This is a genomic window from Cupriavidus sp. 05L310 (assembly GCF_056398185.1).
In genome coordinates this window covers 46,309-72,362 of sequence record NZ_JBFTOX010000003.1, presented here as the reverse complement: position 1 = coordinate 72,362, position 26,054 = coordinate 46,309, and the positions used below count along the sequence as shown (strand labels likewise).

General features: G+C 65.0%; 23 protein-coding genes. 8 read left to right on the top strand and 15 right to left on the bottom strand.

What is annotated here, in order from left to right:
• Positions 1–21: 21 nt before the first annotated feature.
• The 10 genes from AC1DS6_RS02700 to AC1DS6_RS02655 all read right to left on the bottom strand — a co-directional run bounded on the left by AC1DS6_RS02700 (position 22) and on the right by AC1DS6_RS02655 (position 10,751).
• Positions 22–600, bottom strand: a complete 579-nt coding sequence (locus AC1DS6_RS02700; protein ID WP_477101940.1) for a DUF2889 domain-containing protein — start codon at positions 598–600, stop codon at positions 22–24.
• Positions 601–630: 30 nt separating this feature from the next.
• Entirely contained in the window at positions 631–1,986 is a 1,356-nt protein-coding gene (locus AC1DS6_RS02695) for an MmgE/PrpD family protein (protein WP_477101939.1), read from the bottom strand.
• A gap of 214 nt (positions 1,987–2,200) precedes the next feature.
• A complete protein-coding gene (locus tag AC1DS6_RS02690) occupies positions 2,201–3,355 on the bottom strand; it encodes a CaiB/BaiF CoA transferase family protein (protein WP_477101938.1) in 1,155 nt (384 codons plus the stop codon).
• Positions 3,348–4,613: a CaiB/BaiF CoA transferase family protein gene (locus AC1DS6_RS02685; protein ID WP_477101937.1), complete on the bottom strand. Its 1,266-nt coding sequence runs from the start codon at positions 4,611–4,613 to the stop codon at positions 3,348–3,350. Before AC1DS6_RS02685 ends, AC1DS6_RS02690 begins: the two co-directional genes overlap by 8 nt.
• 2 nt (positions 4,614–4,615) lie before the next feature.
• Positions 4,616–5,635 carry a Bug family tripartite tricarboxylate transporter substrate binding protein gene (locus tag AC1DS6_RS02680; protein ID WP_477101936.1) on the bottom strand — a complete coding sequence of 340 codons (1,020 nt, stop codon included), beginning with the start codon at positions 5,633–5,635 and terminating at the stop codon, positions 4,616–4,618.
• A 37-nt stretch (positions 5,636–5,672) separates the two neighbouring features.
• Positions 5,673–6,086, bottom strand: coding sequence for a Zn-ribbon domain-containing OB-fold protein (locus tag AC1DS6_RS02675; RefSeq protein ID WP_477101935.1), 414 nt, complete (start codon positions 6,084–6,086; stop codon positions 5,673–5,675).
• A gap of 18 nt (positions 6,087–6,104) precedes the next feature.
• Entirely contained in the window at positions 6,105–7,316 is a 1,212-nt protein-coding gene (locus AC1DS6_RS02670; RefSeq protein ID WP_477101934.1) for a thiolase family protein, read from the bottom strand.
• 12 nt (positions 7,317–7,328) lie between these two features.
• A complete protein-coding gene (locus tag AC1DS6_RS02665) occupies positions 7,329–7,844 on the bottom strand; it encodes a MaoC family dehydratase (RefSeq protein ID WP_477101933.1) in 516 nt (171 codons plus the stop codon).
• Between the two features lie 28 nt (positions 7,845–7,872).
• Complete coding sequence (locus tag AC1DS6_RS02660) at positions 7,873–9,021, bottom strand: acyl-CoA dehydrogenase family protein (protein ID WP_477101932.1); 1,149 nt, start codon at positions 9,019–9,021, stop codon at positions 7,873–7,875.
• Between the two features lie 563 nt (positions 9,022–9,584).
• A complete protein-coding gene (locus AC1DS6_RS02655; protein WP_477101931.1) occupies positions 9,585–10,751 on the bottom strand; it encodes an acyl-CoA dehydrogenase family protein in 1,167 nt (388 codons plus the stop codon).
• Between the two features lie 338 nt (positions 10,752–11,089).
• Between AC1DS6_RS02655 and AC1DS6_RS02650 the strand changes: the two genes are divergently transcribed.
• From AC1DS6_RS02650 to AC1DS6_RS02615, 8 genes are all read left to right on the top strand, one after another.
• Positions 11,090–11,995, top strand: coding sequence for an SDR family NAD(P)-dependent oxidoreductase (locus AC1DS6_RS02650; RefSeq protein WP_477102054.1), 906 nt, complete (start codon positions 11,090–11,092; stop codon positions 11,993–11,995).
• Positions 11,996–12,012: 17 nt separating this feature from the next.
• Positions 12,013–12,906: a MaoC/PaaZ C-terminal domain-containing protein gene (locus AC1DS6_RS02645; protein ID WP_477101930.1), complete on the top strand. Its 894-nt coding sequence runs from the start codon at positions 12,013–12,015 to the stop codon at positions 12,904–12,906.
• 80 nt (positions 12,907–12,986) lie between these two features.
• Positions 12,987–14,291, top strand: coding sequence for an acetyl-CoA hydrolase/transferase family protein (locus tag AC1DS6_RS02640; RefSeq protein ID WP_477102053.1), 1,305 nt, complete (start codon positions 12,987–12,989; stop codon positions 14,289–14,291).
• A 40-nt stretch (positions 14,292–14,331) separates the two neighbouring features.
• On the top strand, positions 14,332–15,540 hold the full coding sequence (locus AC1DS6_RS02635; protein WP_477101929.1) for an acetyl-CoA C-acetyltransferase: 1,209 nt from the start codon (positions 14,332–14,334) through the stop codon (positions 15,538–15,540).
• Positions 15,541–15,639: 99 nt separating this feature from the next.
• Positions 15,640–16,626 carry a Bug family tripartite tricarboxylate transporter substrate binding protein gene (locus AC1DS6_RS02630; protein ID WP_477101928.1) on the top strand — a complete coding sequence of 329 codons (987 nt, stop codon included), beginning with the start codon at positions 15,640–15,642 and terminating at the stop codon, positions 16,624–16,626.
• A 52-nt stretch (positions 16,627–16,678) separates the two neighbouring features.
• Positions 16,679–17,836 (top strand): acyl-CoA dehydrogenase family protein, encoded by a 1,158-nt coding sequence (locus AC1DS6_RS02625; protein WP_477101927.1) that lies wholly within the window; start codon positions 16,679–16,681, stop codon positions 17,834–17,836.
• Between the two features lie 52 nt (positions 17,837–17,888).
• On the top strand, positions 17,889–19,187 hold the full coding sequence (locus tag AC1DS6_RS02620; RefSeq protein ID WP_477101926.1) for a CaiB/BaiF CoA transferase family protein: 1,299 nt from the start codon (positions 17,889–17,891) through the stop codon (positions 19,185–19,187).
• A gap of 142 nt (positions 19,188–19,329) precedes the next feature.
• Complete coding sequence (locus AC1DS6_RS02615; RefSeq protein WP_477101925.1) at positions 19,330–20,862, top strand: class I adenylate-forming enzyme family protein; 1,533 nt, start codon at positions 19,330–19,332, stop codon at positions 20,860–20,862.
• A 24-nt stretch (positions 20,863–20,886) separates the two neighbouring features.
• Here the strand turns inward: AC1DS6_RS02615 and AC1DS6_RS02610 are convergent, their stop codons facing one another.
• From AC1DS6_RS02610 to AC1DS6_RS02590, 5 genes are all read right to left on the bottom strand, one after another.
• Positions 20,887–21,789: a LysR family transcriptional regulator gene (locus AC1DS6_RS02610; protein ID WP_477101924.1), complete on the bottom strand. Its 903-nt coding sequence runs from the start codon at positions 21,787–21,789 to the stop codon at positions 20,887–20,889.
• Between the two features lie 318 nt (positions 21,790–22,107).
• Entirely contained in the window at positions 22,108–23,292 is a 1,185-nt protein-coding gene (locus tag AC1DS6_RS02605) for a CaiB/BaiF CoA transferase family protein (RefSeq protein WP_477101923.1), read from the bottom strand.
• A gap of 272 nt (positions 23,293–23,564) precedes the next feature.
• Complete coding sequence (locus tag AC1DS6_RS02600) at positions 23,565–23,813, bottom strand: LysR substrate-binding domain-containing protein (protein WP_477101922.1); 249 nt, start codon at positions 23,811–23,813, stop codon at positions 23,565–23,567.
• Positions 23,752–24,447: a LysR family transcriptional regulator gene (locus AC1DS6_RS02595; protein ID WP_477101921.1), complete on the bottom strand. Its 696-nt coding sequence runs from the start codon at positions 24,445–24,447 to the stop codon at positions 23,752–23,754. The genes AC1DS6_RS02600 and AC1DS6_RS02595 overlap by 62 nt, the downstream gene beginning before the upstream one ends.
• A gap of 2 nt (positions 24,448–24,449) precedes the next feature.
• On the bottom strand, positions 24,450–26,006 hold the full coding sequence (locus AC1DS6_RS02590; RefSeq protein WP_477101920.1) for an MFS transporter: 1,557 nt from the start codon (positions 26,004–26,006) through the stop codon (positions 24,450–24,452).
• Positions 26,007–26,054: the final 48 nt, after the last annotated feature.

The following is a 26,054-nucleotide window of genomic DNA, read 5'->3' as shown; positions in this document are numbered from 1 at the left end:
GGCTCAGTTCTACATTCGGTGTTAGGTCTTTGCTGGCTGGTGGAAGGTCGGCCAATGTTGCAAGACCAGTTCGCGCGATGCGCCGTACGCGTAGCAGCTATCTACCTTGAGCGGCTTGCCGCTGGCGTCCGTGGCGTCCAGCAACACTTGCGCCCTTAGCGGATTGACAGCCTGGATGGCGGCGGTCGCCAGCGGAATCAGAATCTCCCGGAGGTGGGCGCAGGTTTCTCCCGGCGGCAGGCGCTTGCGCACCTCTGCGCTCCAGCCGGGGCCGATGCGCAGCCCCACCAGCGCCTGCAGCGACTCGCCGCCGCCCGGGCACTCCCGGTATGGATACGCACGGATGAAGGTGCTGACGGCGTGCACGACCATGTCCAGATCGAACACGACGCGCAGCCCGATGTCGTGGATGAACTCGTTTGCCGGCACCACGCGCAGGCCGCTCGGCGGTGTGAAGTCGCGCGGCTTCTGGTCCGTCAGATGACCTTCGACTTCGAACAAGCCATCGCTACGCCGGAAGCCGCGGAACTCGATGCGCCGGACATGCAGTGCTTCACGGGTGATTTCGCCTGCCGAGGCGCCGGGGTTCGCGGTGATCATGATCGCTCTCCTTGCCTGATCCGTTGCGCGCTACCCACGCGCCATTGCCTGTGCCAGTGCACGGCCGCCCTGGGCTTCGTCCCACAGCAGCCCGGCCAGCCTCTTGCCGACGGGCGATGCCTCGTCTTGTGACGCCAGACCATCGCCCTTGGCGATGATCTGCTCGATGGTCAGCGGCTTGGCAGGCGTCCCCACGCTGTCTACTACCACGCTGGAACGTGCGGTGCCATCCTGCAACTGAATGCGGGCGCCAGTGGCAAACCGCGTTGGGTAGTACTGCATCAGGGCCTCGCTAGGCTCGAAGCGCACCATCTGCGCGATGCGCCGGATTTCAGGGTCATCGAGGAACGCCTCGCCATATGCGTCATAACGATACGGCCCGTAGCTCAGCGTGGCGCCGACGATATAAGGGCAGCTGTACTGCGCCGCCATCGTCGAAGTCGGTCGCGCCAGCATGTGCTGGTCCGCGATCAGCTGCGGGCCGCTGATGACGATCTCGCGAATCTCAGCGGTTGGCATGCGAAAGTTGTCGGTCAACTCCGCCAGCGCATCGATGGTGGAATGGAACAAGCGGCAACACGCATACGGCTTAAGGCTGATGGCATGGATCTGGAGCCTTTCGGACGGCACGACCTCCCGCAGCGGGCCACCGAATAGCGCTGCGAGCCCGTAGCGCCCTTCGATGGCGAGACACGGTGCCGTGATCGCGTCCATGCGCGCGAATTCCGCGGCCAGCACGCCGTTGCGCGCAGCGAACCCCGCGTGTACCCGCTTTACCTCTCCGCCGGACGCTTCCGCCGAGAACTGCATCGACCCGCTTGCCTGCGACAGGGCATGCCCCCAAGCGCGAACCAGCTGTTCCGGTGTGGCCGGGATGCCGTTCTGGTATGCGTGCAGGGCCACGCACGCCGCTGCGGCGCCGAAGGTACCGAAAATCGCCGTAGGATGGAACCCCCGATGCACGGTTTCCAGGCCACCTGCGGCTACGCCGACCATCGCCATCGCCTCGTAGCCCGCGGCCACGGCTCGGAACAGGTCTGCCTGCGAAGCATCGGTGGCGGCAGCCACAGCCAATGCTGCGGGAATGATGGCGGCGCCGGGATGGCTCAGCGTCTCATTGTGCGTGTCGTCAAGCTCGTAGCTGTGTGACGCTGTACCGTGCACCAACGCGGCAACGGAAGCGTCCGCCGACCAGTCGCCGCCGAGCACAGGACTGGCGCCCGTACCGGCGAAGCGACGCGTCCACTGCGCGAGTTGACCGGTCCAGGGACGGGTGCTGCCCCACAGGGACACCACGAAGTTGTCCAGGAAAAGCCGGCGGAGCGCTTCCGTATCGGCCGCGTCCAGGCGCGCATTCGCAACGCGGGCTACATGCGCGGCGAGCATTGCGGTGGTTTCTGCTCGTATGGTGGCCGGCACACCTTCTCCAGAACCGCTGTGGAGCTGCATCATTTATCGTCATCCTTCAAACCAAGGCGCTTCGCAGGCGCCGATACGTTTTGTGGAACAAGGCCCGGCAGGCCCGCTGTCAGTCGGCCCGGTCAGCTTTGCGACCGTGGCCCCGTCCCCGGCAGTCTCGTGGCTGCGAGCCTGATCCGGTTCACGCCTTTTCCCCCCGTGCCGACAGCAAGTCTACAAGCGCCGCGTTGTCCTGGCCGACCTCATGCGCCGACGACAGCGGCGGCGGCCGCTTGCCGTTAAACGACAGCGGCAGCCCGACCAGCCCGATTTCGTCATCGCTCGGCTTACCGATGATGCCGAGCGCATGGGTCTGCTCATGCCGGACCAGTTCCTCCGTGGTCTGGATAGGTGCACACGGCAACCCCGCCCCCCCCAACCGCTCCGCCCAGAAGGCACGCGGCTGCTCTGCCAGCCGGTCGCCGATCAGGCCATCGATAAGCGCACGATTGCGAAGACGCGCAGCGTTTGTGGCGAAGCGCTCGTCACTGCTCCATTCCGGCCGATCCAGCACCGCGCAGAGCCTGGCGAAAAGGCTATCGTTCGCGCAACTGACGACAAGGTGGCCGTCCGCTGTCTGGTAGGCACGATGCGGCACGATAAAGGCAACCCCTGACCCATGCCGCGATCCCGGTTCGCCATCCGCGTTGTAGTTGGCAACGCCGATCGACATCCACGCAATCGCGGTCTCCAGCAGCGAACTGTTCACGCTCGCGCCCACGTGCTTCCTTTGCCTCCGGTACAGCGCCGACAAAATGCCGATCACGGCCCACATCCCGGTACCAAAGTCGACGATCGACACGCCGGCACGCACCGGCGACTGGCCCTCCTCGCCCGTGACGTTCATGATCCCGGCAAAAGCCTGCATCAGCGGGTCATACCCCGGCGCCGTGTTCAGCGGTCCCACGTGTCCGAATGCGCCCACCTCACAGCAGACCAGCTCCGGCTTGGTCACCCGCAAGCTGTCGGGATCGAGGCCATACTTCGCTGCCGACCCGGGCCGTAGGTTGTGCAGGAACACATCGGCATGCTCCGCGATCAGCTGGTGCAAGCTCGCCAGGTCCCCGGCATCCTTGATATCGAGGCGGATAAAGCGCTTGCCCCGGTTGAGCGCATGGAAGGCGGCGCCGCTGCCCTTCCATTGGCTCGGACCCCAGCCGCGTGCCGAATCGCCCGTCGGGCGTTCCACCTTCCACACCTGCGCGCCAAGCGCCGCCATCACCTGGCCGGCAAACGGCGCCGAGGCACTGTCACCCAGTTCGACTACAACAACACCGTCGAGCGGCAAGTCATGCATGGCTGGTCACCCCTTTGTTTTCAGTTTCGTCTTCCATCCCTTCCGCGCGTTCCGAACCATCCGGAGCGGCTTCTCTCGCACCGCCGGACGCCAACATGGCCCGCACCTCTGCGGCGGTGAAACCGTACTCGGCCAGCAGCTGTGTCGAATGCTCGCCGAGGCGGGGTGCAGGGTAACGCAGCGACGGCGGGCTTTCGCTCCACTGCTGGGCGATGCCGATGGTGCGGATCCGGCCTTCGGACGGATGGTCCTGTTCGGCGAAGAAGTCCAGCGCGGCCATATGGGGATCTTCCAGCAGCGTTTCCGGCGTGTTCATCTCGATGATAGGAATGTCCGCCGCCGACAGCAGCCTGATCCACTCGGCCGTCGATCTGGTCGCAAACGTACGCCCCAGGAATTCGTAGAGATCCTGGATATGCTGCGTGCGGCCATGGATATCGGCAAAGCGCGCATCTGCCGCCATGGCGGCATCCCCGCAGATCTCGAAAAAGCGCTGCCAGTGGCGGTCGGTGTAGATCTGCGCTCCGACATAGCCGTCCTGCGTGCGATAGGGCCGCCGCTCGGGCGTCATCATGCGTGCGTAGCCCCAGTCTCCGATCGGCGGCACGAAGGTATGGCCGTACAGGTGGTCGCCCATCACAAAGTGCGCAAAGGTCTCGAACATTGGCACCTCGACGGCCTGGCCCAGTCCCGTGCGTTCGCGCCGGTACAGCGCCATGGCCACTGCATTGCTGGTCGCCATCCCGACCACGCGATCGGCGATGGCGGTGGCCACATAGGTCGGCGGGCCCGACTTGCGGCTCTGCAGCACCGGCAGCCCCACGGCGGCCTGGATCAGGTCGTCGTAGGCCGGACGGGCCGCATACGGCCCATTCTGGCCAAAGCCGAAAGCGCCGCAGTAGATGATGCGCGGATTCAGCTCCCGCACCTCTTCATACGACAGACCCAGCCTGGCCATTGCCTGCGGACGCAGGCTGTAGAGCAGCACATCCGCCGCGCGCAGCATCCGCTTGAGCGCACTGATGCCGCCCGGCTTCTTCAGGTCCAGCACCAGGCTGCGTTTGTTGCGGTTCAGGTGCAGGAAGATCGCTCCCATGCCCGGTGTGCGGCTCGGCCCGACCTTGCGCGTGGTGTCGCCTTCCGGCGACTCGATCTTGCACACTTCGGCGCCCATGTCGGCCAGTAGCAGCGATGCGTATGGCCCCATGAAGTTTGACGTAAGGTCCAGAATGCGTACGCCCTCAAGCGGTCCTGTCATGGCTACTCCGGTTTGTAGTTCATTTCGCTGAGGAGGCTTTTCCAGACCCCCACTTCCTCGGCCAATTGCTTCGCGAAAGCGGATGGCGAGGATGCCACCATGGTTCCGGTGAGGCGCGACTCCACAATACTCTTCAACTGCTTGTCCTCTCCCAGCGTACGCATGTCGCGTGCGATCTGGTCGACCACGGCGGCAGGCGTGGCCTTCGGGACGAAGATACCGGCCCAGAGCAGCGGCAGGTAGCCCTTGTAGCCCACGGCCTCGGACAACGTAGGAACGTCGGGCAGGTTCGCGTAGCGCTCCGTGCTGATTGCCGCCAGGGGCTTGAGCCTGCCCACGTCCATCTGGGTCTTCATCGAGCTCGGCGTGTTCACGAGGAACTGCGCGTCATTACGCATCGCAGCGAGGTTCATCGAGCTGATGCTGTTGAAGTCCAGCGGCGTGTATTTCATGCCCAGCGACTTGTTGAGCAAGCCCATCGTCAGGTTGAAGATCGACGTCTGGCCCGTGCCGGCGAAGAACAGCCCGTTGGGGTTGCCCTTGCTCAGCTCGATCAGGTCCCGCAATGTCTTCGCCTTCGGCGCGGTCTCGGCGTTGACGGCGATCACGAGCTGGTAGTTGATGACCTTGTACACGGGCACGAGGTCTACCATCGGATCGAACTTCAGGTTCTTGGTGGTGAACTTGGGCAGGATCGAGCTCTGGGTGCCCAGCAGGATAGTGTGGCCATCCGTGGCGTTCACGACGTACTCCGTGCCGATGACACCGCCCGCTCCGGGCCTGTTCTCGACGATGACCGGCTGCTTCCACACGCCCTCGAGGCGCTGGGCCAGGGTGCGCGCCATTATGTCGCCGGTGGACCCCGCCGCGACCGCGATCACGATCTTCACCGGCTTGGTCGGCCATTGCTCGGCCGCCGCGGGCTTTGGTAGCAGCAGCGCCGCGCTGCCGGCAAGGCAGGCGGCGCCGGTCAGGCGTAGCCAGCGCCGGCGGCTGGCCACCCCTGCTGGTAGTGCTGTCATGTCTCTCTCCGTCTTGTTTGTTATGTAGTAGGCTGCGTCAGGCGTTGGAGAACACCGGGAGCTTTTGCCCTCCCCGCTCGATCATCCGGGCATGAACACGGCTGCCGACCTGCATCGTCTCGGGCGGGCCTTCGATCTGCGTGAAGAGGAAATAGCCTTCATCCATCTCGACAAACCCGACCGTATAGGGGGCGATCGACGCAAAGGCCGGCGTCGGACCGCGCATCATGGTGCTGTACGAATAGAGTCTGCCGGTGCCGCCCGACACCTGCCACTCCAGCCCTTCGGCGTCGCAGTGCGGGCAGAAGGAATGCGCCGGCCAGACGGCCTGCCCGCATCCCGTGCAGCGTTGATACTTCAGCAGTCCGGCTGCCAGCCCTTCCCAATAGGGTTGCGCGTCCAGCAACCGGTACGGCTGCGGCCAGCCGTCGTGTGCATGCGTTTGGCTCATATTTTGCTCCGAGGATACTCAGGTTGCGGAAGACAGCAGCAGCACGCTGCCAGCGGCCAGCATGCCCCCGGCACCCTGCACCAGGACCGTCTTCGGCCGGTGGGCGGGCGCCAGCCCAAGCGGCTCCCCGCGCAACTGGCGCACGGCCTCGACCATGCTGTCCATGTTGCAGGAGATGCCCGGCTGGCCGAACGACAGCCAGCCACCGTTGGTGTCGGTCGGCAGGTCCCCGTCCCAGCCCGTGCGTCCTTCGCGGTACAAGTCGACGCCGCCGCCTTTCTTCGCAAAGCCCAGGTCCTCCATCACGATCGGCCCCATATGGGCGAAGTTGACGGAGATCTGCGCCATGTCGATGTCGGCCGGTGACAGCCCCGACATGGCATAGGCCTGGTTCGCCGCCGCCGCCGTCGCCGTGTGGGTCAGGTTGGGCATCGGGCCAAGCTCGGGAAACTTGCAGGACCGCATGTTCATGCGATCGCCCAGGTACTCGTGCGTCGTGGCAGACCCGTACCCCATCAGATAGACCGGGTTGCGCGCCATCTTGGCGCGCTCCGGCGAGGTGACGACCAGCGCACCGCCGGTGCCGCCACCCCAGGTGGAGCACATCCAGCGCCGCAGCGGCGTGGCGACATATGGCGAGGCGAGCACCGTTTCGCGGTCGATCTCGCCGAACCTCGCCTTGGCAGCGTGCGGGTGATGCACGCCCCAGCGCTGGTTGGCCACCGCCACCTCGGCAAGATCGGCTTCGGTCAGCCCGAACTCATGCAGATAGCGGCACGCCGCCTGGCCGTAGAGCGCCGGGATGATCGGGCCGTACGGCACTTCGAACTGCGGGTCGGCATCGGCCTCGGCGCCCATCGCGACGGCATCGACAAAGAGCTCGGTCGCATCGCTCTGCAGGCATAGCACGTACTCCGCCTGGCCGGCCGCGATCATCTCCGAGGCCACCGCCAGCGTCGCCGTGAGCCCGGCCCCGTGCATGGTGATCTCGCTGGTGCGCTTCACCGGCATTTGCATATGCGAGATGAAGATGTTGCTCCACTGCGAACGCTTGTCCGCCCAGGGCGACCGGCCCGTGTACACGGCGTCGACCTGATCCTTGCCGATCCCCGCGTCCCGCAGCGCGCGCCGGGTCGCTTCGGCGGCGAGCTGCAGCGGGTCCTTGCGGTTTGCCCGGGACGCATAGGCGTCGCCCATCCCGATAATGGCCGCGACTGGTTTGGGTGACATCGTTGCCATTGCCTAGGCCGCCTTGATTTCTGGCAACGACGCTGCGATCAGCGCGTCGAGGTCTTCGCGGCTGCGCAGCATGAGCAGGCTCCATTCGCCCTGCTGAAGCAGGTCACCGTTCTGGTTGACCGCCTTCATCAGGAACTTGATCACGCCATACTTCTCGTCCTTCTCTTTCTTGCCGATCACCTCGCACACCGCGTAGATGGTGTCGTTGATGTAGACCGGGCTGCGAAAGCGCATATTGTCGATGCCGTAGTTCGCCTGGATGCCCAGGCCAAACTGGATCAGGCCGGTGACGATCGAGTAGGTCAGCGAGCCCTGCACCAGGCGCTGGCCGAACCGGGTCTTGGAGGCGTAGTGCGTGTTGGAGTGGATCTCGATCCAGTTGCCGGTCAGCGCGCAGTAATTGACCACGTCCGCTTCGGTGACGGTGCGCCCGCCCGAGCGAAAGACCTGGCCAACCTGCAGTTCGTCAAAGGTCTGGTCGATGCGGTTGTTGATGGCACGCTTGGTCGTGTCAGTCATTGTGATGTCTCCTTGAAGTGGCGCGCTTTCAGCCCAGCCGCATGGACTTGGCGATGATGGTCTTCTGGATCTGCGACGTGCCGCCGCCGATGGTGGACTGGACGCTTTCGCGCAGGTAGCGCTCCATGTCGGCTTCCGGCAGGTTGGCGTAGCCGCCCAGCACCTGCATGCCAGTCAACGCGCAGTGCTTTAGCGTCTCCGAGCCATACAGCTTAGCCATCGACACTTCACGGCTGCAAGGCACGTCGGCGGCAGCCATCTGGGCGGCGCGGTAGCAAAGCAGACGTGCCGCATCCACCTGGGTCTGGCAATCGGCCAGCATGTGCTTGAGCACCTGGAAGTCCCACAACTGCTTGCCGAACTGGATACGTTCGTGGGCATACCGTACCGCCGTCGACACCGCAGTCTGCGCATTGCCGACGTAGGCAGCGGCCACCGAGCAGCGCTCGAGTTCCAGGTGCTTGGTGATGATTTCCCAGCCCTGGCCTTCCTCGCCGAGCAACGCATCGCCCGGAACGCGCACTTCGTCCAGGAAGATCTCGGTGGTGCCGGTCGCATGCCGCGACAGGGTCGGCAGTTTGTTGATCACCAGGCCCGGCGTGGTGTTCGGGATCAGAAGAATGGAAAGTCCGCCGTGCTTGTTGTCGGCATCCGTGCGCACCAGCATGGCGATGACCGTGTCCTTGGCCGCCGCGCCGCTGCACCACAGCTTCTGTCCGGAAACGATCCAGTCTCCGTTCTCGGCACGACGGGCACGGGTCTTCGTGTTAGAGGCATCGGAGCCGGCATCCGGCTCGGAGATCGACACGGAGAAGCGGATCTTGCCATCGATGAACGGCTGGATGTACTTATCCTTTTGGGCAGGCGAGCCATACTTCGAAATGTTCATCGCCGTGAAGGTCGGCACCAGGACTGCTGCCGCGAAATCAAAGCCGAACTTGCCGAGGCCTTCGGCCATCAGAGAGTAGTCGAAGATGTCGCCGCCGGCGCCGCCCTCTTCCTCAGCGAACAGCAGCCCCAGCCAACCCTGCCTGGCAATCTTCTCGTAGGCCTCGTAAGGATAGTCACGGTTCTGGTCGCACTTGCGTACGTACTCGACCGTGATCTCGTTGTCCATGAAACGGTTCACGGTATCCAGCCACAGGGCCTGCGATTCGTTCAGAAAATTCGGTTGCACTCTTGCCTCCATTGGTTTGCACTGGCATCTGCATGCATTGCTGCGATGCGTGTTGGAAGCGTAGCGATGTGCAGCCGGCAAGCCAATTGGCCTTTTCCGAAGCGGCGATTCGGTTGGCTCGAAGCAATCCGGGGCGCGATATCCGGTCAGTCGCGCACGGGACTGGCGGGCTCGTCGCTGAGACGGATGGACTGCCTTTTCAGTGCAGCGGCAGGCCGACTCGGAACACGTCCGCGGGCCGCTGCGATATGAGTGATGCGCACTGCCTACTGCCTACTGCCTACTATTCGGCGATGGCGGCACTGGCGGCGCGATCGAGCAAGTTGTGGCCGAGCAGGCACTCTGGCCGCGGGTCACGCCCATGCAACCTTTGCAAGGCTACACTCCGCCCCTGCGTCCTGAAAGTAAACGGGGTGCAAACCCGCAGCCCAGGCTCTTCCAGGCAGCGCGAAGCATGCTTCGCCTGGCGATCCGTTGCAGGCGGCTGGCGGTTGCGGGGATGGAAGGCAGATGCTTGGGGGGCGGCGCCGGGCACGTGCGCCCGGCCCGCAGGACACCGTCCCTCAGAACGACCGCGGCAGGCCCAGGATGTGTTCGGCGACGAAGGAGTAGATCAGGTTGGTGGAGATAGGTGCCACCTGATAGAGCCGCGTCTCACGGAACTTGCGCTCCACATCGTATTCGCAGGCGAAGCCGAAGCCGCCGTGGAACTGCAGGCAGGCGTTGCCAGCCTCCCAGCTTGCCTTGGCCGCCAGGTACTTGGCCATATTGGCCTGGGCACCCATGGACTCGTGCGCGTCGTACAGTTCGCAGGCTTTCCAGCGCATGAGGTTTGCCGCCTCCAATTCAATAAAGCACTCGGCAATCGGGAACTGCACGCCTTGGTTCTGGCCGATGGGGCGGCCGAAGACCTCGCGCTCCTTGACGTACTTGGTTACCCGATCCATGAACCAGTAGCCGTCGCCGATGCACTCGGCCGCGATCAGCGTGCGCTCGGCGTTCAGGCCGTCGAGGATGTACTTGAAGCCCTTGCCCTCTTCGCCGATCAGGTTCTCCTCCGGGATTTCCAGGTCTTCAAAGAACAGCTCATTGGTTTCGTGGTTGACCATATTGGGGATGGGCCGCACGGTCAGGCCCTTCTTTTGCGCCTCGTGCAGGTCCACCATGAAGATGGACATCCCTTCGCTCTTCTTCTTCACCTCGGCCAGGGGCGTGGTGCGCGCCAGCAGGATCATGAAGTCGCTGTGCTGGACGCGGCTGATCCAGACTTTCTGGCCGTTGACGACGTAGCGTCCGTCCCTTTTGACCGCCGAGGTCTTGATCTTGGTGGTATCCGTGCCGGTGGTGGGCTCGGTCACGCCCATGGACTGCAGGCGCCATTCCCCCGAGGCAATCTTCGGCAGGTACTTTTCCTTCTGTGCCGTGGAGCCGTGCCGCAGCAGCGTTCCCATGTTGTACATCTGGCCGTGGCAGGCACCAGAATTGCCACCACAGCGGTTGATCTCCTCCATGATGACCGAGGCCTCGGTCAGGCCCAGGCCGGAGCCGCCGTATTCCTGCGGGATCAGGGCCGCGAGCCACCCCGCGTCTGTCAGCGCATTGACGAAGGTCTCGGGATAGGCGCGTTGCTCATCCACCTTGCGGAAATACTCGTCGGGAAACTCCGCGCAGAGCGCGCGGACGGCATCGCGGATTTCTTGAAAGTTGTTCGATTGGGTCTGTTCGATCATGGCGCTTCTCTTGCGTTCAAAATCACCGGCGCTTGCGGCACAAATCGGTCGCTCGGTTCGTTGGGAAATGTGGCGCAGCGGGATCCATTGGCCGCCTTCCGATCAGCGGGATAGCCGACTTCGGGCGCACGGCCGCCACAGGTCAGGCTGACATAGTCGCGGCGTTCGGCCGGTTGAGCAATCTACCTTTGTGAAAGCACGCCTTCAACTGTGCCGAAGCCCCGCTTTCGCAATCGCCAAAGTCCACCATTGGCATTGTCAAATAGCGCGAAACGCGCTTTGGCGACATGCTTCAGTCCATCTCCTGACGATGACATAGGAACAAGGACATGGCCGAGATGATGCAGGACAAGGTAGTGGTGGTAACTGGCGCTGGCGGCGGCATCGGTCGGGACATCGCCCTGGCCATGGCCGCGCAAGGCGCCAAGGTGGTGGTCAACGATATTGGCACTTCCACGACTGGCGAAGGTCAGGATGCCGGCCCCGCCCAACGTGTGGTGGAGGAAATCAAGGCCGCGGGGGGCCATGCGGTGGCCAACACCGACAGCGTGTCCGAGGCAGCCAGCGCCGCGCGCATCATCCAGTGCGCCGTGGACAGTTTTGGTCGCATCGATGGCGTAGTGAACAACGCCGGCATTCTGCGCGACCGGTTCTTCCACAAAATGGGCCTGGACGAGTGGGACGCCGTGATCAAGGTGCACCTGTACGGCAGCTACCACATGAGCCGCGCCGCCGCCAACCACTTCAAGGAGCAGGAAAGCGGCGCCTTCGTGCACATGACTTCCACTTCGGGCCTGATCGGCAACCTGGGACAGGCCAATTACAGTGCCGCCAAGCTCGGCCTGGTGGCACTGTCCAAGAGCATCGCGCTGGACATGCAGAAGTTCAACGTGCGCTCCAACTGCATCGCCCCCTTCGCATGGAGCCGCATGGTGGGCTCCATCCCCACCGATACGCCCGAGCAGCAAGCACGCGTGGCCAAGATCCAGCAGATGACCCCCAACAAGATTGCGCCGTTGGCCGTCTACCTGCTCTCCGACGCCGCCAGGGAAGTGAACGCGCAGGTCTTCACTGTGCGCAACAACGAGATCTTTGTCATGAGCCAGCCGCGCCCGCTGCGCTCCGTGCAACGCGGTGAAGGCTGGACGCCCGAATTTATCGCTGAGCACGGCATGCCGGCACTCAAGGCAGCTTTCGTGCCGATGGACCGCTCCGCGGACGTGTTCTGCTGGGATCCGGTCTGAGCGATCAGGAGACGTCGATGACTATCAGCTACCACCACCTCAAGCAACGTTCGTTCCCCCCTGTTGGCCAGAGCTACACCGAGCGCGACACCATGCTGTATGCGCTCAGCCTCGGGCTGGGCAACGATCCGCTGAACGCAGCTGCCTTGCCCTTCGTGTTCGAAGGGGCTGCCGGCGAATTGCGCGCCCTGCCCACGCAGGCGGTAGTGCTAGGCTACCCGGGCTTCTGGGCGCGCGAGGCGGATACCGGCATCGACTGGGTCAAGCTCTTGCACGGCGAGCAGCGCATCCGCCTGCATCGCCCGCTGCCGGCCAGCGCGGACATCGTCGGCCACAATCGCATCACCCACCTGACCGACAAGGGAGAAGGCAAAGGCGCCATCATGGTCACCGAGCGACGCCTGGAAACGGCCGAGGGTGAACTGCTGGCGACGGTGCAGCAGGTGACCTTCCTTCGCGGTGACGGCGGCTACAGCCAGCTGGATGACGGCCAGCCCAGCGACGCGCCGCTGCCTGCGCTGCGCCCGACGCCGGAGGACAGGGCGCCCGACTTCACCGACACCCAGGCGATCCGCCCCGAGGCCGCGCTGCTGTATCGCCTGATGGGCGACTTCAACCCCCTGCACGCCGACCCGACGGTCGCCAGGGCGGCGGGGTTCGAGCGCCCCATCCTGCACGGGCTGGCAAGCTACGGCCTGGTGGCGCTTGCACTGCTACGCCAATGCGCGGAGTACGACCCGGCCAGGCTGCGCGCGCTGGACATCCGCTTTGCCGCCCCCGTGTTTCCCGGCGAAACCCTGCTCACCCAAATCTGGCGCATGCCGGAAAACCCTTCCCACTATCAGCTGCGCGCAAAGGTGCCGGAGCGCGACAAGGTCGTGCTCAGCCACGGCTGGGCCGAAATTACCTGAATCGATATTGCGCCGCCTGACTGCCGACTGACCTCCGACTGACCTCCGACTGACTGCCGACCGACTGTTGCCCCGTGGACATGCACACCCTGGCCTCCCGACTGCAAGCCTTGATCCGCCCCGGAGACCATCTCTGGTGGGGACAAGCCACCGCCGAGCCGCTGACGCTGACGCGCGCGCTGGTAGAACACCGCCACGCGATCGCACAGGGAGGACGGCTCAGTGTCTTTGTCGGCATCGGGCAGTCGGACACATTGCAGCCAGCCCAGGCAGACGTGCTCGACTTCTTCGGCTATGCCGCCAGCGGCCCGCACCGGCAACTGGCCAAGGCCGGCGTGCTGGACATCGTGCCCAGCCACTATTCGCACCTGCCAGGGCTGATTCGCCAGGGCACGCTGCGGGCGGACGTGGTGCTGGTGCAGGTATCGCCTGCCGACGAACAGGGGCGCCACAGCCTGGGCCTAGTGCATGAGTACATTCCCGCGGCGCTCGACCGGGCCCGCGTCATCATCGCCGAGGTGAACCCCGAGGTACCATGGACCCATGGCAGCTGCTTGCTCACCGCGGACGATATCGACCTGCAGGTCGAAGCGCTGCACCCGCCAATCTGCCTTGACCGCGGCGCGCCCGGCCCGGCCGAACAGGCCATCGCCCGCCACATTGCCGGCCGGGTGGAGGATGGCGCCACCTTGCAGATGGGCATCGGCAACCTGCCCGAGGCCGTAGTGGCGGCGCTGCATGGCCACCGCGACCTGGGGCTGCACAGCGGTGCCATCGGTGACGGCATTGCGGCGCTGGCCGAAGCCGGCGTGCTGACCAACGCGCGCAAGACCATTGATGCGGGCGTAGGCATCGCCGGCATCCTGATGGGCAGTGAACGGCTGCGGCGCTGGGCTCACCGCAATCCACAGCTGCAGTTGCGCGAGACCAGTTATACCCATCACCCCGAAGTGCTTGCCAGCATCGACAAGCTGACTGCCATCAATTCCGCCATCGAGGTCGACCTCACCGGCCAGGTGAACGCCGAAGTCGCCGCCGGCGTCTATGTCGGTGCCGTCGGCGGCGCCGTGGACTTCCTGCGCGGCGCTGCGCGCAGCCGCGGCGGGCTGCCCATCGTCGCGCTGCCGGCAACCGCCAAGGGCGCAAGCCGCATCGTTGCGCAATTGTCCGGCCCGGTGAGCACCCCTCGCTCGGACGCGGGCCTGATTGTCACCGAACACGGCGTGGCGGACCTGCGGGGGCAGACGCTCTCGCAGCGCGTGCGCCGCATGCTAGACATTGCCGCCCCCCAACACCGCGAGGACCTGGAGCGCCAGGCCCACGCCCTACTGCGCCAGTGCGGCGCGGTCTTCGTTGCCCTGCCCGGGCAAACGCTGGCCGACTGATTTTTTTGCTTACCTCAAACAGAGTTCCAAGGAGACTTCCATGCGCAGAGCTGCAATCGTCACTCCCCTCCGCACGCCCGTCGGCACCTTCGGCGGCAGCCTGCGCCCGGTGCCCGTCGAGGAACTGGCCGCCACGGCCGTGCGCGCCGTGGTGGAACGCAGCGGCATCGACCCCGCGCGTATCGATGACGTGGTCTTTGCCCAGTCCTACGCCAGCAGCGAGGTGCCCTGCGTCGGCCGCTGGGCCGCGCTGCAGGCCGGCCTGCCGGTCGAGGTGCCTGGCATGCAACTGGACCGCCGCTGCGGCGGCGGCCTGCAGGCCATCGTCACGGCCTCGATGATGGTGCAAAGCGGCGCCGCCGACGTGGTGATCGCTGGCGGCGTCGAGAGCATGAGCAACATCGAGTACTACACCACCGACATGCGTTGGGGATCGCGTTCGGGCAACGTGCGCTTCTATGACCGCCTCGATCGCGGCCGTGAACGCTCCCAGCCGGCCGAGCGCTTCGGCAAGATCTCCGGGATGATCGAGACGGCCGAGAACCTGGCACGCGACTACGGCATCAGCCGTGAAGAGGCCGATGCCTTCTCCGCCCGCAGCCACGAACGCGCGGCGGCGGCCTGGGAGGCCGGCCGCTTCGATGCCGAGGTCGTCCCCGTGCGGGTGCCGCAGCGCAAGGGCGATCCGCTGCAGTTCGCGCGCGACGAGGGTTTCCGCGCGGACACCACGCGTGAAAGCCTGGGCAAGCTGCGCACGTTGATGCCGAACGGCACCGTCACTGCTGGCAACGCCAGCCAGCAGAACGACGCTTCGGCCGCCTGCCTGATCGTGGCCGAGGACAAGCTGGCCGAACTGGGTCTCACCCCCATGGCCACGCTGGTGGGCTGGGCGGCAGCGGGCTGCGAGCCCTCGCATATGGGCATCGGCCCGGTGCCCGCGGTGAAGAAGCTGCTGGCGCGCCTGAACCTGACGCTCGACCAGATGGACCTGGTGGAGTTGAATGAAGCCTTCGCCTGCCAGGTACTGGCCGTGCTCAAGGGTTGGGAGTGGCATGACCAGGATGCGATCGAGCACAAGCTCAACGTGAACGGCTCGGGCATCTCGCTGGGCCATCCGATTGGCGCCACCGGCGTGCGCATCCTGGCCACGCTACTGCATGAGCTGCAGCGCCGCGGCGGCCGCTATGGCCTGGAAACGATGTGCATCGGCGGCGGCCAGGGCATCGCCGCGGTCTTTGAACGCTACTAAGCGCCGCCAGACATCATTCTTGAGCACAGTACAGCCCCGCCCGCACCGTGTGTGGCGGCAGGGGCTGCGCCTGCCATTTGCATTAAGTAGGAGAGCACCTTGATTTCCACCTCACGCCGTCACCTCGTGCTGGCCAGCCTGGCCCTGTGCGGCGCAACGCTCGTCACCGCCTCCGCCACGGCACAGCCCAACGGCCAGCCGGTGCGCCTCGTGGTCGGCTACGCCGCTGGTGGCCCCGCCGACCAGGCCGCGCGGCTGTTCGCCCTTGCACTGGGAAAGACGCTCAACGCCAATGTCATTGTCGACAACAAGCCCGGCGCCAATGCGACACTGGCCGGCTATGAAGTAGTGCGCGCCAAGCCCGATGGCGCCACGCTGTGGTTTGCCGCCAGCGCGGCGCTGACCGTCGCGCCCAACATCATGAAGAGCCTGCCGTACGACCCGGCCAGGGATCTCGCGCCGGTCGCTCCAGTGGCACGCTACTACAACATGCTGGTGGCCAACCTCAGGGAGCCCTTCAAGGGCACCCAAGATCTGGTTGCTTACGCCAAGGCACACCCTGGCAAGCTCAGCTACGGTTCTTCGGGCGTCGGCAGCTCCAACCACGTGGCCATGGCCCTGTTCGCCAGGCAGGCGCAGGTCGAGCTGAACCACATTCCCTACAAGGGCAACGCCCCGGCCATGACGGACACGATCGGCGGCCAGATCGACATGATGTTTGACATCATCAGCACCGCCGGCTCCTATGTGCAGAGTGGCAAGGTCAAACCCATTGCCGTAGGCTCTCCCAAGCGCAGTCCGTCGCTGCCCGGCGTGCCCACCTTCCGCGAATCCGGGATTCCCGGCCTTAAGGACTACGAAGCGGGCGGCTGGTACGCCATCTATGCCCCCAAGGGCGTGACGCCCGATCTGACCCAGAAGCTGGCCACGGCGGTGCGGCAGGCCGTGGAGGACGCCGAGCTCAAGAAGCGCTATGCCGAGCTGGGCTATGAACAGTGGAGTGGCACCACGCAAGATGTCATGAACACCGCCGCGCGTGAACGGACGCAGTGGGCCAGCGTGCTCAAGGGCGTCACGTTGGACTGAGACCCTCGCCGACACCGCCCCGACCCCGATCCGATATTTAGGAAAACCTGACATGATCCGCGATAACGACATCCTGGAAGCCTTGCTCGACAGCGTGCGCCGCTTTGTGCGCGAGCGCCTGGTACCCGCTGAGGCGCTTGTCGCCGAGACCGACGAAATCCCGCAGGACATCGTGCAAGACATGCGCGAGATGGGCCTGTTCGGCATGACCATTCCCGAGCGCTTCGGCGGCCTGGAACTGACTATGGAGGAAGAGGTGCGCGTGGTCATGGAACTGTGCCAGACTTCGCCGGCCTTCCGCTCGCTGCTGGGCACGACCGTGGGCATTGGCTCGCAGGGCATTCTCATGGATGGCACGCCGGAACAGCAGGCCGCCTGGCTGCCGCGCCTGGCCACTGGCGAAACCCTGGCCTCCTTTGCGCTGACCGAACCGGACGCCGGCTCGGACGCCGGCTCGCTGCGCACCACGGCGACCAGGGATGGCGACCACTACGTGGTCAACGGCACCAAGCGCTTCATCACCAATGCGCCGCAGGCCGGCATGTTCACGCTGATGGCGCGGACGAATCCCGAGATCAAGGGGTCGGCGGGGGTATCGGCGTTTATCGTCGATGCGAAGACACCGGGCATCAGCTTCGGCAAGCGCGACGTGAAAATGGGACAGAAGGGCGCACACACCTGCGACGTGATATTCGAGAACGTGCGCGTGCCCGCCGCCAACCTGATCGGCCTGAAGGAAGGCCAGGGCTTCAAGACGGCGATGAAGGTGCTTGACAAAGGCCGGTTGCATATCGCCGCGGTCAGCGTCGGGGTGGCAAAGCGCGTTCTTCGTGACGCCCTGAATTATGCGCTGGAGCGCCAGCAGTTCGGCCAGCCAATCTGTGAGTTCCAACTGATCCAGGCCATGCTCGCCGACAGCCAGGCCGAGCTTTATGCCGCCGAATGCATGGTGATCGACGCCGCGCGCCGTCGCGACGACGGCAAGAACGTCTCCACCGAGGCCTCCTGCTGCAAGATGTTCGCCACGGAAATGGTGGGCCGCGTGGCGGATCGCGCGGTACAGATCCTCGGCGGCTCTGGCTACATCTCCGAGTACGGCATCGAGCGCTTCTACCGCGACGTGCGCCTGTTCCGCCTCTACGAGGGCACGACGCAGATCCAGCAGGTCATCATCGCCCGAAACATGATTCGTGAAGCGCGCGGCGCGTGAAGGCTGCACCGCCCTGCTCGCTGCCCATCCCTGCGCCACTGCCTGCCCTGCCATGACAGAATCCCCCGCTAAACCGACTGCAGACCTTCCCTCCTCTTCCCCGCGCACCGGCGCCCTGAGCCACCTGCGGGTGCTCGATCTCTCGCGCGTGCTGGCCGGCCCGTGGTCCACCCAGAACCTTGCGGACATGGGCGCCGACGTGATCAAGATCGAAAAGCCAGGCGAAGGCGACGATACCCGTCACTGGGGCCCTCCGTTCCTGGCGGACGAGGCCGGGGCGCCCACCCGGCAGGCCTGCTATTTCACGGCGTGCAACCGCAACAAGCGCTCGGTCACCGTGGACATGTCCGCACCGGAGGGGCAGGAGCTGATCCGCGAGCTGGCGCGCCGGAGCGACGTGGTGGTGGAGAACTTCAAGACCGGCGGCCTCAAGCGCTACGGGCTGGACTATGACAGCCTGAGTGCGCTCAACCCGCGCCTCATCTACTGCTCGGTCACGGGCTTTGGCCACACCGGCCCCTACGCGTCGCGCCCCGGATACGACCTGCTGATCCAGGCCATGAGCGGCCTGATGAGCATCACCGGCCAGGCCGACGGCGAACCCGGCGGCGGCCCCATGAAGGTAGGGGTCGCGGTGATCGACCTATTCACCGGCATGTACGCCACCACCGCCATCCTGAGCGCGCTCGAAGCGCGCCACTTCACCGGCCGGGGCCAGCATATCGACATCGCCCTGCTGGATGTGGCGATGGTGGTTTTGGCCAACCAGGGCGCCGGCTTCCTGAATGCCGGCGACGTCCCCCGGCGCCAGGGGAACATCCACCCAAGCGTGGTGCCCTACCAGGACTTCCCCACCGCCGATGGCAATATGCTGCTGGCCATCGGCAACGATGGGCAATTCGCGCGTTTCTGCGAAGCCGCCGGCGTAGATTGGGCGCGCGACGAGCGCTATGCCACCAACACCGGCCGCGTCAACCATCGAAAGGCGCTGATATCGATGATGATGGCGCTCACGCGCACCAAACCGACGGCGGAATGGATCACGCTGCTGGAAGCCAGTTCCGTGCCTTGCGGCCCGATCAACAACATCGCCCAGGCCTATGCCGACCCTCACGTCCAGCATCGGGGCCTGCGCGTCGAGCAGGAGCGCTATCCCGGCGCGCAGCCGCCCATCGGGGAGTCTGTGAATCAGGTGGTCACCGCAGCCAGCCCGCTGCGCCTGTCGGAGACACCGCCAACGCTGCGCTATGCCCCGCCAGCCCTGGGCCAGCACACGGATGAGGTGCTGCGCGACTACCTGAAGCTTAGTCCGCAGCAACTGGAAGCATTGCGCGCACGGCGCGTGGTGTAAGCCGCCGGGCCGCTTGCGGCAGCCTGGCAATCCGTCTGTGTCGATTACCGGTTGCACCGCGCATCCGGCCCACATACACTGGCGCCATTTGGCTGGCGTCCCGCCTTGCCAAACGGTTTCCCCGCACAAGGATTCCCGCGAGATGTCACCGGACCGAGACACACCACAACGGATCAGCGACATTCCACGCCGCTGGGCCACCCAGACCCCCGACCATGTGGCCGTGTTCGAGGATGGCCGCACCGCCACCTTCTCGCAGCTGTGGGCAAGCATCGAGGATGCGCAGCGCTATCTTCAAACGCAGGGCGTCGACACCGGCGATCGGGTGCTGATCACGGCCGAGAACTGCCTGGCGGTGATCACGCTGGTGTTCGCGCTGTCGGAACTGGGCGCGTGGCCGGTCGTCGTTAATGCCCGCCTGTCGGAACGGGAAATCGAGGTGATCCGCGCGCACTGCCAACCACGCCTGATGCTGTTCACCCATGCCGCATCACCTGATGCGCTGCGGCACGGCGTGCGCTATCGGGCACGGGAAATTGCCCCCGCCGGTCTGGGCCCGCTGATGGCCAGCGCCATCGATGAGACCAGCGGGCGCGAGCCCGAGGCGCTCGCGCGTGACGTCGCCGCGCTGATCTACACCTCCGGCACGACCGGGCAGCCGAAGGGCGCGATGGTCACGCATCGGGGCTTGCTGCACTTCGCGCGCGTCACGGTCGAGTCCCGCCGCATGCAGGCCGACGACTGCGCCTACGCGGTCATGCCCATGTCGCATGTCTTTGGACTGGGAACGCTACTGCTCTCGACGTTCCATGCCGGCGCGAGCCTGTACCTGTGCGCTCGCTTCAATGCGACGGATGTCACGGCGGCGATCCGCCAAGGCGAGATCACGCTGCTGCAGGGCGTGCCGATGATGTTCAGCCGCATCCTCGTTCACGCGCGGGCGACTGGCATGCCAATAGCGCCGTCGCCGCGGCTGCGCTATCTCTATACAGGCGGGGGGCCGCTCGATCCGACGCTCAAGCAGGAGGTCGAGGTGATGTTTGGCCAGCCGCTGCACCATGGCTACGGGATGACCGAGTACGCGGGATCCCTGTTCGTGACGCGCATGGACCGGCCGCGCACCGATTGCTCGGCGGGCGAGATCGTCGAAGGCGCGGAACTGCAGGTGGTCGGGCCGGACGCCAGGCCGGTACCGGAAGGCGAACCGGGCGAGCTATGGGTAAGAGGACCGGGTGTCATGCGCGGCTACTACCGCGCACCGGACCTGACCGCCGAGGCCTTGCGCCCCGGTGGCTGGCTCAACACTGGCGATATCGGCCGGCTGGGTCGCGACGGCGCGCTGTTCATCGTTGGCCGCACCAAGGACCTAATCATCCGCTCCGGCTTCAATGTCTATCCGATTGAAGTCGAATCGGTCATCAACACGCATCCGTCCGTGCGCCTGTCGGCCGTCGTCGGGCAGGCCACCGCGGACGGCAACGAGGAAGTGATCGCCTTCGTCGAAATCAAAGATGGAGAAAAGTTCGACGCGTCGGCTCTGCACGACTACCTGATCGATCGCCTGTCGCCCTACAAGCGCCCTGAGAAGATCCTGCGCGTGGCCACGATTCCGGCGACGGCCAGCGGCAAGCTGCTCAAGCACCAGCTCCGGCAGATGCTCGCGGAGCGGAAATAGGCCGGAAGCACCCACATGGCGCGTTCAGTCCTGGCGCCCGAGGCCGTCCTCGACAAGCAGGTCCACCAGCTTGCGAGCAAAGAGCGGCAATGCGCCGAGGTCCGCCACGCAGATCTGGAGCTTGCGCTCGGCCCATTCGTCGTTGAGCTGCACGATCCGCAGCGCCATGGTCGTCGCATGGCGGCCGGCAGTGCTCTCCGGCAGCACGCCGACACCGACATTCGCCTCGATCATCCTGCAGGCGGTCTCGAAGTTGCTGACCTGGACGCGCCAGCGCAGCTCGCGCTGCAGGTCAACCGCGGCGCGCTTGAGGAAGTTGTGGATTGCGCTCGCCTCCGGCAGGCCGATGAAGTCGTAGTCCAGCGTGTCGATAAAATCCACGCGATCGCGCTCGACCAGCGGGTGGCTCAGCGCGGTGGCAAGTACCAGGCGGTCGCGCCGGTATGGCATGACGTCGAGCCCTTCGGTACGCACGTTGCCTGCGACGATGCCGATGTCGACCATCCCTTCCTGCACGGCACGCACGATGTCCGGGCTCAGCCGTTCCTGCATGTCGATGGTCACGTCCGGGTGGTTGACCAGATAGGTGCGCAACACGGCCGGCAGGAATTCGCTCATCGCGGTCGTATTGGCGAAGACGCGCACATGGCCTTTCACGCCTGCCACGTACTCCTGCAGATCGCCGCTCAACTGCTCGAGCTGGCGCAGGACGCGACGCGCATGGGCGAGCAGCGTCTCCCCCGCCCCGGTCACTTTCACGCCTTGGCTGCTGCGGCTGAGCAGCCTGACCCCGACGTGTTCCTCCAGGTTCTTGATGCGTGTGCTGGCGGCGGCCAAGGACAGGTGCGAGCGTTGTGCGCCGCCGGTCAGGCTCTGGGCCTCCGCAATATGCGTGAACAGTTTCAGATCGACCAGATCAAAGCGCATGACATCCTTCCTGAGCATCGTACCGGATTATCTCGCAAAGGAGCGCGCAGTACACCATGCAGGTGCTGGTTCCAGACCCCCCAGTCCTGAATTGCCGCCCTCCCTCACCCGTACTACTCTCGGACTTGACCGTGCATCACGGGGTAGTTCGGCCATGCGGGGGCTTTTTTCAAAACGTTCGGCAGATTTAGGGCGCCCAATGGAGGTTTCACCCCGAAAAAGGGCTCCGCCGAATATGTCGTGGACGAACAGTGTGTGATCCTGTTCGACGATATTCGGCCGAAGGACGTGCGCGAGCCAACGCCGCGAGGCTGCTAGTCAGACGATACCGGCGTCGCGCAGCGCTTGCACCTGCGCGTGGTCATAGCCGACCTCGGCAAGGACTTCCACGGTGTGCTCGCCGACAGTAGGCGGGCGCCGCGCCACATCAGGCGGGGTGCGCGACAGGACCGCCGGCGGCGCCACGATCAGCGCCTTGCCCGGCAATCCGGGATAGTCGAGCCAGATGTAGGCGCCAGACTCCCGGATCGATGCATCGTCCAGCGCTTCGCGCGGGGAGTAGATCGGCGCCGCCGGGATCTTGGCTTTCTCCAGTTCCCGCAATGCGGTATCACGTGTGCGGGTGGCACACCATTCGCCCATCAGGCCGCTCAGCAACTCCCCGTGCTCGCCGCGTCGCAGGTCGTCGCGAAAGCGCGGGTCATCCAGCAGTTCGGGCGCGCCGATCAGGTTGGCCCAGCGCCGGAACAGCGGCTGCCCGATCACCTGGGCAATGATCCAGCCGTCGGTGACCCGGAAGATGTCAGAGGGCCCGTAGGACGGGCTGCGGTTGCCGATCGCCTGCCGGTCGATGGCGAGCGCCGACTCCTCGATCAGCGCCCCGCTGGACAGATTCAGTGCCGTCTGCAGCAGCGACGCCTCAACGCATTGCCCGCGTCCGCTGCTGCGCCGCTCGTACAGCGCCATCACCGTACCGAGCGCGCACGACAACGCCGTGGAGAAGTCGACTACCGGGACCATCGCCTTGGTGGGGCTATCGGGCGTGCCCGACATATAGACCGCGCCGCTCAGCGCCTGCCCGACGCCGTCGAAGCCGACACGATGAGCCGCGCTTTCATGCGAACCGAAGGCGGTAGAGGCCGTCAGGATGATGCCGGGGTTGATCGCGCTGAGCGTGGCGTAGTCCAGCCCCAGATTCGCTAGCGTCTTCGGTGGCATGTTGGCCACCACCACGTCGGCCGTCGCCACCAGCCGGCGCACCACCTCGCGGCCCTGCTCGCTGTCGATGTCCAGCGTCACCGAGCGCTTGTTGCGGTTGCACTGCAGGAACAGCGCCCCCTCCCCCGATTCCGTGACCGGCACGATAAACCGGTCTTCGCTGCCCCCGACACGGTCGATGCGGATCACATCGGCACCGTAGTCCGCGAGCAACGCTGCGCAGAACGGACCGGCAATAAAACGTCCAAAGTCGAGGACGCGGATACCTTCAAGTACTTTTGACATCTTGATCGTTTCCATCCAGCTGGCTGCCTCGCCTGCGAGAGACGACGGCTGATGGAAGCGATCGTGATCGCCGGGCCCGTGCCAGTCAATCGTGGCTGCCAAAACGTTCCGTGCATCGGAAGGGCAGCGCCACATTGGACGCTGAATGGGGCGGTACGCCCGGACGATCGGTTCAGGAGGTTGAGCTGTGCCGCTCACCCGCGCACCGGCAGTGCCGGCTGCCGGGCTGCCGCCATCGACGAGCCGAAACGGTACTGAATGGCGGGATTCGGCTAGTCGTCAACGCTGCCGACAGCTTCCAGCAAAGCACGCACTTTTGCCGGCATGAGCCGGCGCGCAGGCGTGAGCGCATAAACTTTGACCGGCGTCGAAGTGAGTGCTGGCAAGATCTGAACCAGTTCACCACGCCTGAGATGGCCCTCCACGAAGCTCGACGCCACGCGTGTCACGCCCAGACCATCAAGGGCGGCCCGGATGCGGATTTCGGCATTGGAGGTCCGGATACGGGGCTGTACCGGCACGCGCACCACCTCCTTCCCGCGCTCTCAGTACTCCGATCGCCGGCCAGTCCTCGAGGTCCTGCGGCGTCTTCGGCAGGCCCCGTTCCCGCGCCAGCGAGGCCGATGCATAAAAAGCCCTGTCTATCGTGACAACCCGCCTGCTCACCAGCGAGCTATCCGGCAATTCCGTGGTGGTCCTGACAAAGGCGAGGTCGTACCGCTGCTCGACCAGATCGGGCAATACCCGAGAATCATCGATCTCAACCCGCAAGGATGGATGCGCCTTGAGGAGCTTTGCGAGCGCCGGTGACAAGAGCAGCCATCCGCTCTCATAAGGCGCGCTCACGCGCAGCGTTCCCCGGACTTCCTGCGTTGCCGACTTCGTGTCGGCTTCGACATCCCGCAGCGCCGCCAGCAACGGCGCCGAACGCGCATAGAGTTCCTCGCCAGCTTCGGTGACGCTGACGCGGCGGGTGGTTCGCTCAAGCAGCCTGATGCCAAGCTGGCACTCAAGCCGCGTCACCGATGAGCCGACCGAAGATTTCGGCACGCCGGACCTGGCACCTGCGGCCGTAAAGCTGCCGGCCTCAACGACCCTGCAGAAGTTCTCCCAGTCCCTCCAGTCGGTGAAGTCATCGGAACCCACGCTGGCCATATTCAGTCGATCCGTCTCTGGAACATCGCAAAGATGCTGCCGCAAATGGCGACCCAGGTCACGAAATGGAAGCCGTCCAGCGTACTGAGGAAACTCGCCTGCTGCGTGACCATGCGGCTCACCTCAACCAGGGCGAGGCTGGCGGCCTCACGGGACGTATGGCCCATGCTCTCGAAGACATGGGTCAGACGGTCCAGTGTCGCCTGATAGACAGGATTGAACGGATTCACAAACTCGGCTAGCCGGGCATCGTGGACGGCAAAGCGGTGCTGATCCAGGATGATCATGGTGGCCGTCGCGAAAGAATAGGTCAGCTGCTTGACGATATTCTTGAAGCGGTAGCCATGATTGAACTCTTCCACGGCAAAGATCCGGAAGGTAACGTTGGCCACCGGCAATGCCACGAACAGCAAGAGCAGTCCGCGTAGCACCAGGGGCAGCACCAGCCATGAGGTACTGACGCCGGGCGGCATATAGGCCATCCAGCTGCCGATAAAGGCCGCCAGCAGGAAGCCGGGGACGATCATCCATCTCTTATGCTGGATGCGCGACGAGTACCGGAAGTACGCGAAAGCCGGGCACAGGGAGACCAACGACGTAACGCCCACGAGGCGCCCGGTGTTTTCGACCGGATACCCCAGCCCGCCCTCAAGGAAACGCGAGATCAGGTAGCCGAGGGAATTGCTCAAGTAGTAGAACACGACATACAACGCGATACCCACCTGGAAGCTCTTCTCGCGCAACGCGTGCAGCCGCACGAGCGGCCTCGGGTGATGCCACTGGTGCCAGGCGAACCATGCGAGCGACAGCAAGCCAGCCGCAGTCAGCAGCACCATCCCGGGCGAGGCGCTGAACAGAACAAAGCGCACCTGCTGCATCACGATCAGCAGCGAGCCCAGTGCGAAGGCAAAAAGGAGATATGGCCAGAGATGCGGATCACCACGGGCCTCTGGATGTAACTGGCCTGTGGGCGGCACGGCCAGCCAGGCAAAGAGCGCCAGTGCTGCACCGCCAAACGCGGTGCACGAGAACAGCCCGCGCCAGCCGAAGTACGCGATCAGGTAACCGCCGCACAGCGGTCCGATCGCGCTGGCCAGCAAGATCATGACAAGGAAGACCCGCGTCGCCGCAGGGCGCTGTTGCGGCGTAAAGCTGAGCTGGAGCAGGATGCGGCAAGCGCTCATCATCGGGCCGATGAAGTACCCCTGCACCCCGCGCGCCACGGCCAGTTCGAGCGAGGAATCGGACAGCGCCGACGCCACCGATCCGGCCGCGAAGCATAGCAGGCAGGCGCTGATATAGCGCCGGTAGCCCACTCGCTCGACCCACCACTGCTGCTGCAGGATGCCAAGTACCGAGGTAATGACATAGGCCGTCGACGCCCAGACCAGTTCGTCGGGCGCAGCGTTGACGCCACCGGCGATATACCGGATGAAGAACGAGAAGATCGTGTTATCGAAGTAGTCGAGCCCGGTCGCAAGCGCGATCGCCCAAGCGAACACGTTAATGCCCAGCCGCCTTCCGCCCATCAATTGCTGCCCGGCTGGTGTTGCGCTCATGTCCTATCCATTCCTGCTGGACCTGCCGAACTCCGGGACGGCGTGCCC